12 protein-coding genes are annotated in these 14,677 nt (G+C 68.2%); 8 read left to right on the top strand and 4 right to left on the bottom strand.

Annotated features, from left to right (window positions below):
* Positions 1 to 15: 15 nt before the first annotated feature.
* Together GGR89_RS10255 and GGR89_RS10250 are read right to left on the bottom strand one after the other, a co-directional pair.
* A complete protein-coding gene (locus tag GGR89_RS10255) occupies positions 16 to 624 on the bottom strand; it encodes a general stress protein (RefSeq protein WP_125972060.1) in 609 nt (202 codons plus the stop codon).
* A gap of 27 nt (positions 625 to 651) precedes the next feature.
* Positions 652 to 963 carry a hypothetical protein gene (locus GGR89_RS10250; protein WP_241213529.1) on the bottom strand — a complete coding sequence of 104 codons (312 nt, stop codon included), beginning with the start codon at positions 961 to 963 and terminating at the stop codon, positions 652 to 654.
* 170 nt (positions 964 to 1,133) lie between these two features.
* Here GGR89_RS10250 and GGR89_RS10245 point away from each other — a divergent pair, with 170 nt between their 5' ends.
* The 5 genes from GGR89_RS10245 to GGR89_RS10225 all read left to right on the top strand — a co-directional run bounded on the left by GGR89_RS10245 (position 1,134) and on the right by GGR89_RS10225 (position 7,039).
* Positions 1,134 to 2,243, top strand: a complete 1,110-nt coding sequence (locus GGR89_RS10245) for an AI-2E family transporter (protein ID WP_125972056.1) — start codon at positions 1,134 to 1,136, stop codon at positions 2,241 to 2,243.
* A 106-nt stretch (positions 2,244 to 2,349) separates the two neighbouring features.
* Positions 2,350 to 2,694, top strand: coding sequence for a hypothetical protein (locus tag GGR89_RS10240; protein ID WP_125972054.1), 345 nt, complete (start codon positions 2,350 to 2,352; stop codon positions 2,692 to 2,694).
* Positions 2,695 to 2,859: 165 nt separating this feature from the next.
* Entirely contained in the window at positions 2,860 to 3,291 is a 432-nt protein-coding gene (gene rplK / locus GGR89_RS10235) for a 50S ribosomal protein L11 (RefSeq protein ID WP_125972052.1), read from the top strand.
* A gap of 4 nt (positions 3,292 to 3,295) precedes the next feature.
* Complete coding sequence (rplA, locus tag GGR89_RS10230; RefSeq protein ID WP_125972050.1) at positions 3,296 to 3,988, top strand: 50S ribosomal protein L1; 693 nt, start codon at positions 3,296 to 3,298, stop codon at positions 3,986 to 3,988.
* Between the two features lie 426 nt (positions 3,989 to 4,414).
* Positions 4,415 to 7,039: a TonB-dependent receptor gene (locus tag GGR89_RS10225; RefSeq protein WP_125972048.1), complete on the top strand. Its 2,625-nt coding sequence runs from the start codon at positions 4,415 to 4,417 to the stop codon at positions 7,037 to 7,039.
* Positions 7,040 to 7,273: 234 nt separating this feature from the next.
* On the opposite strand, the gene GGR89_RS10220 is transcribed toward GGR89_RS10225, so the two are convergent.
* Both GGR89_RS10220 and GGR89_RS10215 read right to left on the bottom strand, forming a co-directional pair.
* Positions 7,274 to 9,130, bottom strand: a complete 1,857-nt coding sequence (locus tag GGR89_RS10220) for a J domain-containing protein (protein ID WP_125972046.1) — start codon at positions 9,128 to 9,130, stop codon at positions 7,274 to 7,276.
* A complete protein-coding gene (locus tag GGR89_RS10215; protein ID WP_125972044.1) occupies positions 9,127 to 10,818 on the bottom strand; it encodes an Hsp70 family protein in 1,692 nt (563 codons plus the stop codon). Before GGR89_RS10215 ends, GGR89_RS10220 begins: the two co-directional genes overlap by 4 nt.
* Before the next feature lie 223 nt (positions 10,819 to 11,041).
* Here GGR89_RS10215 and GGR89_RS10210 point away from each other — a divergent pair, with 223 nt between their 5' ends.
* The 3 genes from GGR89_RS10210 to GGR89_RS10200 all read left to right on the top strand — a co-directional run bounded on the left by GGR89_RS10210 (position 11,042) and on the right by GGR89_RS10200 (position 14,673).
* The gene (locus tag GGR89_RS10210) at positions 11,042 to 12,817 is read left to right on the top strand and encodes a LysM peptidoglycan-binding domain-containing protein (protein WP_164542596.1); all 1,776 of its coding nucleotides are present in this window, start codon (positions 11,042 to 11,044) and stop codon (positions 12,815 to 12,817) included.
* A gap of 9 nt (positions 12,818 to 12,826) precedes the next feature.
* On the top strand, positions 12,827 to 13,459 hold the full coding sequence (locus tag GGR89_RS22030) for a hypothetical protein (protein ID WP_206434248.1): 633 nt from the start codon (positions 12,827 to 12,829) through the stop codon (positions 13,457 to 13,459).
* A 113-nt stretch (positions 13,460 to 13,572) separates the two neighbouring features.
* Positions 13,573 to 14,673 (top strand): DUF47 family protein, encoded by a 1,101-nt coding sequence (locus GGR89_RS10200; RefSeq protein ID WP_206431207.1) that lies wholly within the window; start codon positions 13,573 to 13,575, stop codon positions 14,671 to 14,673.
* Positions 14,674 to 14,677: the final 4 nt, after the last annotated feature.

Raw genomic sequence — 14,677 nt, 5'->3', positions numbered from 1 at the left:
ACGAAGCGCGACGACTCAAATCACCGTCGGCTCGCGATAGGCGCTGCGTTCGCGCTCGATCTCGTCACGGGTATAGGCCGGCGCCTTGTCGTCGAACGCGGTCCAGCCCGACTGACGATAGGCCGCGCCGCGCGTCGCCGCATTCACGCCGCGACGGTTGAGCACCGCCTCGGCTTCCGGCGCCAGCGAGTCCTCCACACGCGCGCTCACCAGCGTGCCGCCGCGGCGGACGCCTTCGGAATAGACATGCGCGTCCTCCTCGCTCTCGCCGGCATTCTTGAGCGCGCCGACGATGCCGCCCGTGGCCGCGCCGCCGATGCCGCCGATCGCAGCACCCGCCGCGGTCGAGGCGAGCCAGCCGGCCGCCACGATCGGGCCGAGGCCCGGAATGGCCAGCAGGCCGAGGCCCGCAAGCAGGCCGCCGACGCCGCCCAGCGCCGCGCCGGTCGAGGCGCCACGGCTGACGTCGCCATGTGCGTTGACGTCGCTCACGTCATGGTCGCCATGCGTGTTGTTGGCGACGATGCTGAGATCGCTGTGCGGCACACCCAGCCGCTCCAGCTCGTTCACCGCGGCCTTGGCATCCGAATAATCGTCGAACAGACGGGTAATGGTCCGGCTCATCGCATTTCTCCTGCAGATCTCGTGGGGTTAGCGCGCGGTGATGTTGCCCTTGTAGTCGAGCGTCACGGTCACCTTCTTGCCGTTCTTCATCGCCATGCCCTGCCAGGCGCCGTTCTCGGTGCCCCTCAGGCCGGCGATGTCCGTATACCCCGCCTTGGCGAGCCGGCCCTTGGCCTGGTCTTCGGTGAAGGAGCTGCGGCCCTTGGCGGGCGCCGCGACATGGTGCGCCGTGCCGTCCTTCACCACCGGGTTGTGCGAGCCGGACTGGCCGCTGCTCTGCGCAGCCGCCCCCGTCGTCGCGAGCCCGAGCGCCGCGACGGCCATGATGATGCGTTTCATGCCCATTCCTCTCATATACTGACGTCCCACGCCCGCCGATCCCTCCCGGCGGCGTGGAGATTTGTTAAACCCCTGAAGGACTTGATTGGTTCATCGCGGCGACGCACGGCCCACCGCTTGCCAGCGCCGCCGCGGCTCGCCACTGTCCGCGCCGAACCTCGGGGGACCCAATGCAGCACACGACCAAAGCCCAGACCCGCGCGCGCGTGGTGCTCGCCGCCGCCATCGCCGCTGCCGCCTTGTGGATCGGCATGGCGTTCGTGCCGGCGATCCTCTGGGCCGGCGTGCTCGCGATCGGGGTCGAGCCGCTGCGGGTGTGGCTGAGCGCGCGGATGCCCGGTCGCCCGACCATCGTGGCGGCGCTGCTCACCCTCGCCGTCCTGCTGGTCGTGCTGATCCCGCTGTCGATCGCGATCAGCCAGGCGCTGGTCGAGGCGCAGTCGGTCGCCGCCTGGATTTCGGATGCGCGCGCGCACGGCGTGCCGCTGCCCGACTGGGTCGCGCGCCTGCCCTGGGGCCGCGAGCAGGTCACCGCCTGGTGGAACCTCCACCTCGCCACCCCCGAGGCCGCCGCCGCCGAGTTCGGCCGGCTCGACCAGTCGCTATGGCGCAGCCATTCGCAGGCCTTCACCCACAGCCTGATCCGCCGGGTGGTGGTGTTCGCCTTCACGCTGGTCGTGCTGTTCTTCCTGCTGCGCGACCGCGACAACATCGTCCGCCAGCTCGAGCGCGGTGCGACCCGCGCGTTCGGCGACGCAGGCGACCGGCTCGGCCGGCAGATCTTCGCGGCGGTGCGCGGCGCGGTCGACGGGATGGTGCTGCTCGGGCTCGCGCAGGGCATCCTGATGGCGATCCTGTTCGCGATCGGCGGGGTGCCGCACCCGATCCTGCTCGGGCTGTTCTCGGGCTTCGCCTCGATCATCCCGTTCGGGCTGGCGGTGGTGCTGGTGCTGGCGCTGCTGCTGCTGCTCGCCAAGGGGGCGGTGATGGCGGCGATCCTCGTCGGCGCGATCGGCTATGCGCTCAACTTCGTGATCGACCATTTCCTGCGCCCGAGCCTGATCGGCGGCACGACGCGCCTCCCCTTCGTCTGGGTGCTGATCGGCATCCTCGGCGGCGTGGAGACGATCGGGCTGCTCGGGCTGTTCGTCGGCCCCGCGGTGATGGCGGCGCTGGTGCTGCTGTGGCGCGAATGGGTGGCCGAGGGCGATATCGGCGGGGCGGAAGCGGGGCACACGGCGGAATTGCATCCTGCAGTTTCAGAACGTGGGAAAAGCTAAAGCTGCGATGCGGTGCTAACGGCCTCCTGCGTGAGCAGCGAATGACTCAAAGTGGGTGGGAAGCTGCCGTTCCGGATATGCTATACCCCACCTCAGGAGGCTGCGCGTGGACGTTCTGGATGTGCCAAGAAGTACACTTTGGGAGGCGTTCAACCTAGTGATCGCACAATGGCCTGCCGAAGTAAGGCCTGGCGCCAAATCATTTCACATAAACGGTGGATGCAATATGCGAGAGTATAACGAGATACATTCTCGCATAGAAGATTGGGCAGAGAAAAGCGATTTCGACGGCATCCTGGATGATATTATCGGCTCGGTTCAACACTATGTGTCCTCGACCATTCACGATGCCCTTAGAAACCTTACCGTTCTGCGGCCGAGCGACTTAGACTTCGAAGCTTTCGCCTCTCGATTCGACAGTCACCCGAACTATCGGGTGATTAGCGGCTGAACGTCCGGTTCTGGGGCGGAAGCGGACGAGCCGCGCACCGCGCCCCCCCTTGCCCCGCGCGCCGCATTCCGCTAAGGCCGCGCGCTTCCAAGCACACAGCTCGGGAACCATGCGGGAGGCGGCTTCTGGCCGTCGCTTGTACCGCTCGACTTGAAAGAGAGTGACATGGCTAAGAAGATTACCGGCTATATCAAGCTGCAGGTGGCTGCCGGCGCCGCAAACCCCTCGCCGCCTATCGGCCCTGCCTTGGGTCAGCGCGGCGTGAACATCATGGAATTCTGCAAGGCGTTCAACGCCGCGACCGGTGACGTCGAGAAGGGCACGCCCCTCCCCACCGTCATCACCGTCTATGCGGACCGTAGCTTCTCGTTCGAGACCAAGACGCCCCCGGCGACCTATCTGCTCAAGAAGGCCGTCAACCTGAAGTCGGGCTCGAAGGAGCCGGGCAAGGTCGTCGCAGGCAAGATCAAGCGTTCGCAGCTGTCGGAAATCGCCCAGGTCAAGATGAAGGACCTGAACGCGAACGACATCGAAGCCGCGACGAAGATCATCGAAGGTTCGGCCCGCGCGATGGGCCTCGAAGTGGTGGAGGGCTGATTCCATGGCAAAGCTGACCAAGAAGCAGAAGAGCTGGAGCGTCGATCCCCTGAAGCTGCACGGCGTCGATGAAGCGATCGCGCTGGTGAAGCAGTATGCGACCGCCAAGTTCGACGAGTCGATCGAAGTCGCGCTGAACCTCGGCGTCGATCCGCGCCACGCCGACCAGATGGTCCGCGGCGTCGTGACGCTCCCGGCCGGCACCGGCAAGACCGTGCGCGTGGGCGTGTTCGCCCGCGGCGCCAAGGCCGAGGAAGCCTTGGCCGCCGGTGCGGACGTCGTCGGTGCCGAAGACCTGATGGAAGCCATCCAGGGCGGCAAGATCGACTTCGATCGCTGCATCGCCACCCCGGACATGATGGGCCTGGTCGGCCGTCTCGGCAAGGTGCTGGGTCCGAAGGGCCTGATGCCGAACCCGAAGCTCGGCACCGTGACCATGAACGTCGCCGAAGCGGTGAAGGCCGCCAAGGGCGGTCAGGTGGAATACCGCGTCGAAAAGGCCGGCATCATCCACTCGGGCATCGGCAAGGTGAGCTTCTCGAACGAAGACCTGCGCCGCAACTTCGACGCCCTGGTCGACGCGGTCGTCAAGGCCAAGCCGGCGGGCGCCAAGGGCAAGTACCTCCAGAAGGTCGCGCTGTCCTCGTCGATGGGCCCGGGCGTGAAGGTCGACACGGCGGAAGTCGCCGCCGCCTGATCCTTCGGGACAAGACAAACGGAAAGGGCCGGGGCGCGATCCCCGGCCCTTTTTGCATGCAAAGCCCGCTCCCGCCTGCGGGAGAGGGTTGGGTGAGGGTGGCAAGGGCGAGTGCGGCGGATCACGCCTCCTCGCCCCCCCAACCGTCATCCCGGCGAAAGCCGGGATCCATTGGGGTCACCGACGTGGCGCTTGCTGGATCGGCGTGGCGAATGGATCCCGGCTTTCGCCGGGATGACGGCGGGAAGGGACATCCCACCAGAAACCACAAGCAAACGTTTGCAAGAGTACGTCACCACCGTAACGCCACGGTAACAAATCCTCGCTCCCGTTTCACCACATTGCAATCAAACCGACACGGCGTCGTTCCGACTCTTCGTTAGGGGCGCTCCCACAAGACCAATAAGGGTCCAGGGAGATTCCATCATGCAACCGCATCCCGCGCTGCTTCGCGCGACCTCGGCGCTCGCCCTCATGCTGGCGACGCTCGCCCCGGCCTATGCCCAAACGACCCCGCCGCAGGACGACACCGCCGGCACCGACGAGATCGTCGTCAACGGCAGCTATGCCCGCAGCCTCGCCGCCGCGACCGAGGCGAAGCGCCGCGCCGAATATGGCCTCGATTCGATCAGCTCGACCGACATCGGCAAGTTCCCCGCGCAGAACGTCGCCGAAGCGCTCCAGCTCGTCACCGGCGTCGCGATCACGCGGCCGCGCGGTGAAGGCCTGTACGTCAGCGTCCGCGGCCTCGGGCCGCAGTTCCAGAGCACGCTGCTCAACGGCCGCCCGGTCGCGCTCAACGACCTGATCGAGAATGGCGGCGCCAACGGCCGCCAGTTCCGCTTCGAAATGCTGCCCGCCGAGTTCGTGGCGAACATCGACGTGGTGAAGACCCCCACCTCGGACATGACCGAGGGTGCGCTGGGCGGCAATATCGACGTGCGTACCTTCCGCCCGTTCGATGTCGGCAACAAGGTCACCGCCAACCTCCGCGGCACCTACACCACCCAGACCGAGAAGGTGAAGCCCAACGCCACGCTGATCGGCAGCCACACCTTCGGCGACAGCTTCGGCATCCTCGTCGGCGCGCAATATTGGGGCAAGGCGGTCCGCAACGATCGCTTCATGAACTTCGGCTGGAACAAGGACAAGTATCTGACGGACGCGCAGGGCAAGCTCCCCGCCGGCCTCTACACCCCCACCCGTACCCGCCCGACGATCGAGACCGAGGATCGCAAGCGCATCTCCGGCATCGTCTCGGCGCAGTGGCGCCCGACCCCCGAGCTCGAGACCAGCCTCGACGTGCTTGCGACCCGGCTCGACGTCGCCTATGACGAGTTCGGCATGGACATCTATCCGGACGATCCCGGCACCGTGATCCAGCCCGGCTACAAGGTCAGCGGCACCACCGTCACCGGCGCGACGATCAACAATGTCCGCTTCATGGCCAGCCGCGAATACAGCCTCAACCGCCACGACCTGCTGACCATCGGCCTCAAGCAGAGCTGGAACCACGATCGGTTCCACGTCACCGCCAACCTCAACTGGTCGTCGGCGCACAGCTTCCACCCGAGCAACGCCGAAGGCACCGTGCGCAGCCGCGCCTTCCTGACCGCGCCGCTCACCTACGATGCCTCGGGCGGCTACAAGGTCCTGCCGACCCTGACGACCCCGGTCGATCTCACCAACCCGGCGAACTACAAGCTCTACACCTTCAACATCGCGCCGAAGAACAGCAAGGACTGGGACCAGTTCGCCCGGCTCGACACCGCCTATGATGTCGGCGGCTTCCTCCGCAAGGTGGCGGTCGGCGCCGAATATCACTGGCGCAAGCGCGATTACTGGCGCCGCGACTATAACATCACGCCGGCCGCCGGCACGCCGCTGACCTCGCTCGGCGCCGGCGCGTACCAGCAGCTGCCGTATGACGACTTCCTCTCGGGCGTGAGCGGCAACCTCCCCCGCACCTTCCTGGTGCCGGTCACCGCGGGCTATTACAACGCGCTGTTCAACGACACGATCGCCAACGCGCCGCTGACTGCCGGCGACAAGGCCTCGCTGTTCAAGACCACCGAGAAGACCGCCTCGGCCTATGCCCGGCTCGATTACGGCACGATGCTGGGCGGCGTGGACATTCTCGGCAATGTCGGCATCCGCTACGTCCATACCGATCAGAACGCGACGGGCTATCTGCGCACCGGCAACAACACCAGCCCGGTCGCCTATCCCAAGACGTTCAACGACTGGCTGCCGAGCTTCAACCTGAAGGCCGAGCTGACCAGCACGCTGGTCGCCCGCTTCGCCGCGAGCCGGGTGCTCACCCGCCCCAACGTGACCGACAGCGCGCCGCGCATCACCGTCTCCACCGACGCCCCGACGGCGGGCGGCGGCAACCCGCAGCTGCTGCCCTTCCTCGCCACCCAGTTCGACGGCGGCCTGGAATGGTATTTCAATCCGCGCGGCGCGCTGACCGGCGCGGTGTTCTACAAGGCGATGGACGACTATATCACCGCGCAGAACGTCAATATCGACATTCCGGGCCGCGGCACCGTGCTGCTCTCCACCCAGGTCAATGGCGGCAACGCCAAGGTGTACGGCGTCGAGGCGGGCTACAACCAGGTGTTCACCTTCCTCCCCGCGCCGTTCGACGGGCTGGGCATGCAGGCGAGCTATACCCACACCTCGGTCAAGGCCAACTACACCGCCGGCGCGCGCCCGATCGTCGACCAGCTGATCGGCCTGTCGAAGAACAGCTTCAACGTCGTCGGCTTCTACGAGAAGGGCCCGCTGGCGACCCGCCTCTCCTATGTATGGCGCGACCGGTATCTCTCGGGCACCGGCAGCACCACCCAGGCACCGAGCTACACCGCGCCGTTCGGCACGCTGGACGGCAGCATCTCCTACAAGCTGCTGCCCAACGTCCAGCTGAGCGTCGAGGCGATCAACCTGTCGGGCGCCAAGCTCTACACCTATAACGACGATCCCAACCGCTTCGGCGAGATCAACTATTACGGCCGCACCTTCCTGTTCGGGGTGCGCGCCGAGTTCTGATCGGGCACGCGATCGGAGAAAAGCGAAAGGGCCGGGCGCGATCCCGGCCCTTTTGGCGTGTTGCTTGCGCTCCCGCGGGCGGAGGCGAAGGCATGGCTGCAGCATGCCCATCGCCAGTGCTGCGACACCTCCTGCGGCCGGCTAAAGCGTTTTCACCATGGGTGAAGACGCTCTAGATGTTTGTTTGCCGTATTTTCCGAGTCGTTGACCGTACACGGTCAACTTCAAAATTCTCTAGCTGCCCAGCAACGCGCGAAGGAGCGTGAGGCCCGCCTTGTCCCTGCGGACAAGGGCAGCATCGATCAGCCCGATGCGTGCGTTGCACACGCCCATGGCCGGCCCCTTGCGCTGCATGGCACGCGCGAATACGGCGCGATCCAGATGCGCCCGCTGCATGGCATCTTCGATAATGTCGGGCGGCGCCGTGAACGTTCCGGCTTTCCAGGTGCCCTCCGCCGGCGGCGTGCCGGTGCGCACCGCACGCGTGAGGAGGCGGCTCCACGCCACGAGAAGCTGCGTCGGGGTGGTACCGACCGTCTGGCCCGAGAGCACCGCGACGCATTCCTCGGGCGAGGCGCGCTCCGCCCAGCGAAGACGGGACTCGTAGTGACCGGCATAATCGAGCAGCAACGCGTCGTCGCGCGTCACCGCGCGCCCCAGCAGATCTCTCAGCACGCCGCCGGTGGCCGTCATCAGCACCTGGAATGCGACCGCGGGTCCGGCCTGTTGCTGCCCCTTGGCCGCCGTCCATTCGCGCGTGAGACGCGCGTACAGGGCCGGGTTGACGTTGCGCACCTCGGCCGCGGTCAGATCCCCGCCACTATACTGATACAGCACCATGTCGAGATCATGGTCCACATCCTCGAAAGGCGGCACCGGAGTCGCGGCTACGGGGCGCAAGACTGTCGGCTGCTCCCCGGTGAGGCTGGCGGAACGCAGTGGGTGGAACAGCGCGTAGAGGTAAACGCCGCCAACCAGAAGGGGGACAGCGAGGAGACTCAGGCTTTTCATCGCCGCACGATAGATCCGCTTGCTGCGGATCTCGTCGCTGCGCGTGCGATAGAGGACGCCGAACGGGAACCCGGCATCGTGCTGCTGCTGGATGCGGCGCATCCACCAGGCATAGGATTCCTGGTTCAGGCTATGCAGCGCCGTGGGATGATAGACCTGCAGCTGCAGGATCGTCCGTTCGACGTGCGGCGCGGCGAACCAACTCTCGATCCGGCCCGACAGGCCCTTGAGCGGCGGCTCGCGAAGCCGGCGTAGGCAGCGGTGGATCCTGCTATCCTGAACGCGCTGTTCGACCTCGAAATACCGGTCCTGCGCGCGCTGCAGTATCCAGCTGACCGCATCCGGGCGGCGCAGCTCCAGCGCGGGCGCGTCCCAGTGGAAATAGCCGATCACCCGATCGAGCATCGGGTCACTGCGCGGCACCCCGTGTACGATGATGTCAGCGAAGAAGCGCTCGACCTGTTCGGCATGTTCGAGGTTCTGCATCGCCGGGTCGCCGAGGATCTGCTCGACAAGCGCCATCATCTTGACGTGGGAGAACAGCGGGGCACGATCGAACACCAAGGCGCGCAGCGCCCGCATCGCATCGGAAGCGGCGCCGGGGCGCCGGTCCAGCGAGGCTCCCGCCGGTGCGGGATGATCGACGGCGTCGTCCATCGCCGCACGGATCGCGTCCTCCGACGGTGTCATCACCGGCGGGGACGGCAGTGGCACGGTTACCGGCGCCGCGGCATCGTTCCTGGCTGCGCGGACCGCCGCCTCGGACGGCTCCAGCGGCGCTCGCGGCGGTTCGGGTACGATAGGAGCGGGCGCAGCCTCGGCCTGCGCACCCGAAGCTGCCGCCGCTGGCGCCTGCGCGTCCTCGTCGGCCCCGAACATGCCGGCGGAACTGGCTTCATCGGGCGCAGCCGCGTGCAACTCGGCGAGCTGCATCGCGCGGTCGTGCGCCTGCCGGAGGGCGTTGAAGCCCTCCGGGTCGCTGTCCGGGTCCATGGTCTTCAGCAGCCGCGCATAGGCCTTGCGGACCGTCCGCACGTCGCCGGTCGGCGGAATGCCCAGCGTTTCCCACGGGCTCGTCACAGGTATCTTTCCCCTTCCATGGCATCCAGCTTGCGGGTGATCATCGCCGCCGCTTCCGCGATCGCGTGGCCGTCCTGGGTTTCGAGCACCCCTTCGAAATGGGCGAGGAGGTCACCGGCCGTCGCGCGACGATCGCCGATGAATGCCTCGTAGCAGCGCTCGGCGCGCGCGATCAGCGCCTGGCTTGCCGCCTGGTCGCGCGGGTGGATCTTCAGTTCGGCGAGCGCCGCGCGGCGCGCCTCCGCCTCGCCAGGATCCACCTCCTGGTCGGCAATGACGAGCTGCCGCGTCTCCCCCGTCTCCGGCACGATCACGTCGACTTCGAGCAGCCCACTGACATCATATGTGAAGCGGCAGTCGATCATCACTTCCCCGGCGGCGCGTGGCGGCACGGGAATCTCGACCTCCCCCAGCTTGATGTTCGCCGCCACCAGCCGGGCCTCGCCCTGGTAGATCTCGAACTGCACCTTGCGCTGCTGAGCGTGTACCGTCTGGAATCGGTGGACGCGGCTTGCCGGCAGCACGGTGTTGCGCTCGAGGATCGGCGCGAAGCGCCCGCCATGCAGCCTGCCATGCGCATCGCGCGTCATCACCTCGATGCCCAGGCTGAACGGGCAGACGTCGGTCAGCCGAATTTCGTCGAGATCCGCCCTGCGTTCGCGCAGGCCCGCCTGCACCGCCGCGCCCAGCGCGATGGCGTGATCGGGGTGGATACTGGCGTTGGGAAAGCGCGCGAACATCCGCGTCACCGCCTTGCGGACGACCGGCATCCGCGTCGCACCGCCGACCAGCACGATCTCGCGCAGCGTTTCGGCGCGCAGATTGCTGTCGCGCATTGCCCGCAGCACCGGCTCACGCAGCCGGTCGAGCAGCGGCGCGGCAGCGGTCTCGAACTGCTCGGCGGTGATCGTGGTCGACAGCAGCTCGTCCTGCCAGACGATGTCGAAGGTGGCGGCCTCGGCCTCGCTCAACGCGCGCCGGGTGCGCTCGGCCGCCGCCCGCGCCTGCTCGCGCAGCTTCGGGTGCGCCGCGCCGAGCGGCAGCCGCAGCCGCTCCTTGGCGATGCCGACGATCACCTCGTTGAAATCCTCGCCGCCCAGCCGGTTGTCGCCGGCCGAGGCGCGGACCTCGATCACCCCGTCGAAGATCTCGACGATCGAGACGTCGAAGGTGCCGCCGCCCAGATCGAAGACGAGAAAGGGGTCGCGGTCCTCGCGGTCGGCGATGCCATAGGCGAGCGCGGCGGCGGTGGGCTCGTTGACCAGTCGCTCGACCTTGAGCCCGGCCAGTTCACCCGCGCGGCGCGTCGCCTTGCGCTGGCGGTCGCTGAAATAGGCGGGCACGGTAATCACCGCGCTGGTCACTTCCTCGCCGCAGTGGCGCTCGGCATCGGCCTTGAGGCTCTTGAGCACCAGCGCCGAAACCTCCTCCGCGGTGAACGCCGTGCCGCCGAGCTGGATCGGCTTCTGGGTACCGATCAGCCGCTTGAACGCAGTGGCGGTGCGGTCCGGATAGACCGGCTGGCGATCGCGCGCGGCACGGCCGACGAGCACCGCGCCATCCTCGGTCAGGCTCACCGCCGAGGGGGTCAGCACGTCGCCCAGGCTGTTCGGAATCAGCTCGGGTCCGCCCTCCCCCCAGCGCGCGATCGCGCTGTTGGTCGTGCCAAGATCGATACCTACGATCACGAAAGTCCCCCCGCGCCCCCTGACGAACAGAGCCATTCTAGAGCGATTTCGTCGCGAGAACCGCGATTTGCCGCCATCATCTCGACCGGGTCGGGGTGCCGGCACTGCCGTCGCGGCCGGCGGCCGGGTGCCGGCGCGCGCGACCTAATCGATTCGTTGATGGGGCGCTCGGGCGAGGCCTTGTATCGAAGGGCTTCCGCAGACGGGAAGAGTAGGTCCGAGCATGTTGCAAGCAACCGCAGCCACGCGCACCGGCAATCAAGGGGCGCCCAGCGCGCCGACGCCGCCGACGGCGGAGACGGGTGCCCATCCCCTTGATCGCCTGATGGCGGGCGGCTCGCCGCTCGACCGGCTGGTACCGCCGCCGCGCTATACGGTCCGGCAAGGCGACACGCTGTCCAGCATCGCGGCAGCGCTCGGCACCGATTGGCAGACGCTCGCTCGGATCAACGGGATCAGCAATCCGGACCGCATCGCCGCGGGCCAGACCCTCCGTCTGCCGGACAGCGCCGCCACCGCCGCTACCCACCTTGTGCAGCCGGGCGAGACGCTGTCGGGCATCGCGGCACGCACCGGCACCGATGTCGCGACGCTGGCGCGGATCAACGACATCGACAATCCCAACCGCATCCAGCCCGGCCAGGTGTTGCGCCTCGGCGGCGGCGCGGCCGCAGCGGTTCCGCACCCCCAGCCCAGCGGCCAGCGCGCGAACCCCAGCGGCGCCCCCGTGCCGCTCGGCAGCGTCTCCGAGCGCTACGAGAGCGGCGGGCGCGGCCCGGGTACCGTGTCCAGCGGCAACGGCGATCCGGGCGGCGTCTCCTACGGCGTCTACCAGCTGTCGTCCAGGGCCGGCACGCTCCAGTCGTTCCTGCGCCACGAAGGCGCGCGCTGGTCGGCGGCGCTGGGCCCGAACATCGGCAGCGCAAGCTTCAACCAGCAGTGGAAGGCGATCGCGGCGCGCGATCCGCAGGGTTTCCGCGCGGCGCAGCACGCCTTCATCGAGCGCACCCATTACGATCCCGCGGTCGGCAAGGTCCGCGACGCGACCGGCCTCGACCTGCGCACGCGCCACGAAGCCGTGCAGCAGGCGACCTGGTCGAGCGCGGTCCAGCACGCCCGCGCGCCCCAGCTGCTCGAGGCCGCCATCCAGCGCACCGATCGCGAGGTCGGGCGCGCCTCGCCCGACTATGATCGCGCGCTGGTTTCCAACATCTATGCCGAGCGCACCACCTATCTGCAGGGGCTCGCGGCCAGCGGCAGCTACACCCCCGCCGAGGCGGCCCAGCTGCGCTCGATCACCCAGGAACGCTATCCCAACGAACGGCGCGAGGCGCTCGCGCTGTTCGATCGCCCGGCGCCCGCGACCACCGGCGGCACCGCGCCGGTCGCGGGCACGACGGCAGGCGCGCCGCGCACCGGGGCGGACTTCGCGGCGGTCATCCACCGCTCGGGCGATGCGCAGGCGCGCGCCGATCTCGCGGCGGGCCGCGCGGTGCTGGTGGCGGTGCGCCATGACTCGACGCTGCAGGCCGGCGGCGGCCGGGGGGAATATGACGACACCATCGCCCTGGTCTCGCGCCAGGCCGATGGCAGCTACCGCGCGCAGGTCTTCCAGGGCAACACCGAGCCGGCGGGCGTCTATGCGGCGCGCGGCTACGGCGTCGACGTCAATGGCGACGGTCGCAAGGAGCTGGGCCGGCTGGTCGAGGGCAATTACCGCTACGAACGGCAAGCGGGCACCTTCGCCGGCAACCGCTTCTTCCGCGCGACCGCGACCCAGACGGCGCTGCGCGACAGCAACCAGGACGGCCGCTTCACCGGCGCCGACACGCTCGACCGTCGCGGCGCGGGCCGCTCGATGCTGCTCCATCAGGGCGGCAACGGCGGGACCGGGTCGGCGGGCTGCCAGACGCTGCGGCCGAGCGACTTCAACGCGCTGCTGGCCGGCCTTGGCCGCCAGTCGTCGGTTAGCTATGTGCTGGTAAACGCCAGCCGGTAAGGACTTCGCATGCGTCTCGTCTTCGCTCCCCTGCTGGTGCTCGCGGCCTGCGGCGCGGCGAACGGCGACGGCGCCGGGGAGCGCCAGGCACCCGCCGCCGCTGCGGCCAACGCCGCCCGTTCGGCGCCCGCAGCACCGGCGACCCCGGCGCCCGCCACATCCCCGCCGGCGGCCGCCGCGGACTGCGATCCCGGCGCCCCGGAAAGCCCCTGCCAGATCGTCGGCACATGGCGGGTGATCAAGGTATATAATCCCGGCAACCAGGATCCGCTCGAGGACGAGATGGGCATGGTCGGGTCGAGCTTGACCGTCACCGGCAACAGCGACGCCTCGGGCGCGATCCGCTGGGACGGGCCGGACAATGGCCAGTTCGACCATAGCGACGTCTGCACCGGCCCCTATCTGAGCCCCGCCGCCGCCCCGCGACCAGCTGCCGCGCGGGCAACGCTGGCCACGGCGCTGAAGGCCTGGGGCGTCGCCGGCGACGCGGGCAAGGCGCGGCATCTCGGCTGCGACGAGGGCCATTGGGCGGTGCCGAGCGACGCCAGCGGCAAATGGTTCGGGCTGGTGCTGCCGATGGGCCGCCGGATGGCGTTCGAATGGTTCGACAAGCGGATGGTGCTCGCCGAACGCATCGGCTGACGCGCCGTCCGGCGCACCCGAACCCCCTCCCCGCTTGCCATCGCCGGCCAAGCTTGTAACACCGCGCGCTTCCTTCACCCACGGAGCCGCTCGCCATTCGCCAGATCGCCGCCTTGCCCTATCGTACCCTCGGATCGGGGGCCGACGCGTCCACCCAGGTGCTGCTGGTCACCTCGCGGGGGACCGGGCGCTGGGTGATTCCCAAGGGCAATCCCGGCGCCGGGCTCAGCGCGCACGCCGCCGCGGTGCGCGAGGCCGAAGAGGAAGCGGGCGTGCAGGGCGTGATCTGCCCCACCCCGCTCGGCTCCTATCGCTATCGCAAGAAGCGCAGCAACGGCGCCTCGCTGATGGCCGATGTCGAGGTGTTTCCCTTCTCGGTCACGCGCGAGCTCGATGCCTGGAAGGAACAGGGCGAGCGCCAGCGCCGCTGGTTCGATCTGGCCGACGCCGCCAATGCCGTCGACGAGCCCGATCTGCGCGAGCTGATCCGCTCGTTCGGGCCCGAGGAATTTCGCGCCGCCACCCGGCGCATGGGGGTGCTCGGCACCGTCGTTCACAAATCAAAGGTCAATCGCATGTTCGCGTGGTTCCAACGCCTGTTGCCCAAATCGGGCAATTTCTTCGAGATGTTCGAGGCGCATGCCGCCACGGTGGTCGCCGGCGCCGATGCGCTGGCGCGGGTGCTGCAGCATGGCGGGCCCGACCATATCCGCGAAGTGATCGAGCGCGAGCATGACGCCGACGAGATTACCCGCCAGGTGCTCCAGACGGTGCGCGTCACCTTCCTCACCCCCTTCGATCGCGGCGCGATCACCGCGCTGATCGGATCGATGGACGATGCGATCGACGAAATGCAGGCGACGGTACGCGCGATCGACCTGTACGAGATCCGCCATTTCGAGCCCGAGATGAAGGACATGGCCGGCATCGTCCTCGACGCCGCCCGCCTCACGCTGGAGGCGATGCCGCTGTTGCGCGACGTCGCGAAGAATGGTCGCCGGCTGCACGAGCTGACCGAGCGCCTCGTCCGCATGGAAAGCCATGCCGACGACATCCACGCCGCCGGCCTCAAGCGCGCCTACAAGGAACTGGCCCCGCAGGATCCGCTGCAGTTCGCGGTGATGCGCGAACTGTACAAGCATCTCGAGCGGATCGTCGACGCGTTCGAGGATGTCGCGAACGAGATCGACGGCCTCGTCATCGATCACGCCTGATCCA

The organism is Sphingomonas trueperi (genome assembly GCF_011927635.1).
In the GTDB taxonomy this organism is placed as follows: domain Bacteria; phylum Pseudomonadota; class Alphaproteobacteria; order Sphingomonadales; family Sphingomonadaceae; genus Sphingomonas; species Sphingomonas trueperi.
This window is presented reverse-complemented; position numbering and strand designations above follow the sequence as displayed.

Bases quoted from the DNA above. Each gene is read 5' to 3' on its own strand.
- GGR89_RS10255 (WP_125972060.1), bottom strand. From the start codon at position 624: ATGAGCCGGACCATTACCCGTCTGTTCGACGATTATTCGGATGCCAAG.
- GGR89_RS10250 (WP_241213529.1), bottom strand. From the start codon at position 963: ATGAAACGCATCATCATGGCCGTCGCGGCGCTCGGGCTCGCGACGACG.
- GGR89_RS10245 (WP_125972056.1), top strand. From the start codon at position 1,134: ATGCAGCACACGACCAAAGCCCAGACCCGCGCGCGCGTGGTGCTCGCC.
- rplK (WP_125972052.1), top strand. From the start codon at position 2,860: ATGGCTAAGAAGATTACCGGCTATATCAAGCTGCAGGTGGCTGCCGGC.
- rplA (WP_125972050.1), top strand. From the start codon at position 3,296: ATGGCAAAGCTGACCAAGAAGCAGAAGAGCTGGAGCGTCGATCCCCTG.
- GGR89_RS10225 (WP_125972048.1), top strand. From the start codon at position 4,415: ATGCAACCGCATCCCGCGCTGCTTCGCGCGACCTCGGCGCTCGCCCTC.
- GGR89_RS10210 (WP_164542596.1), top strand. From the start codon at position 11,042: ATGTTGCAAGCAACCGCAGCCACGCGCACCGGCAATCAAGGGGCGCCC.
- GGR89_RS22030 (WP_206434248.1), top strand. From the start codon at position 12,827: ATGCGTCTCGTCTTCGCTCCCCTGCTGGTGCTCGCGGCCTGCGGCGCG.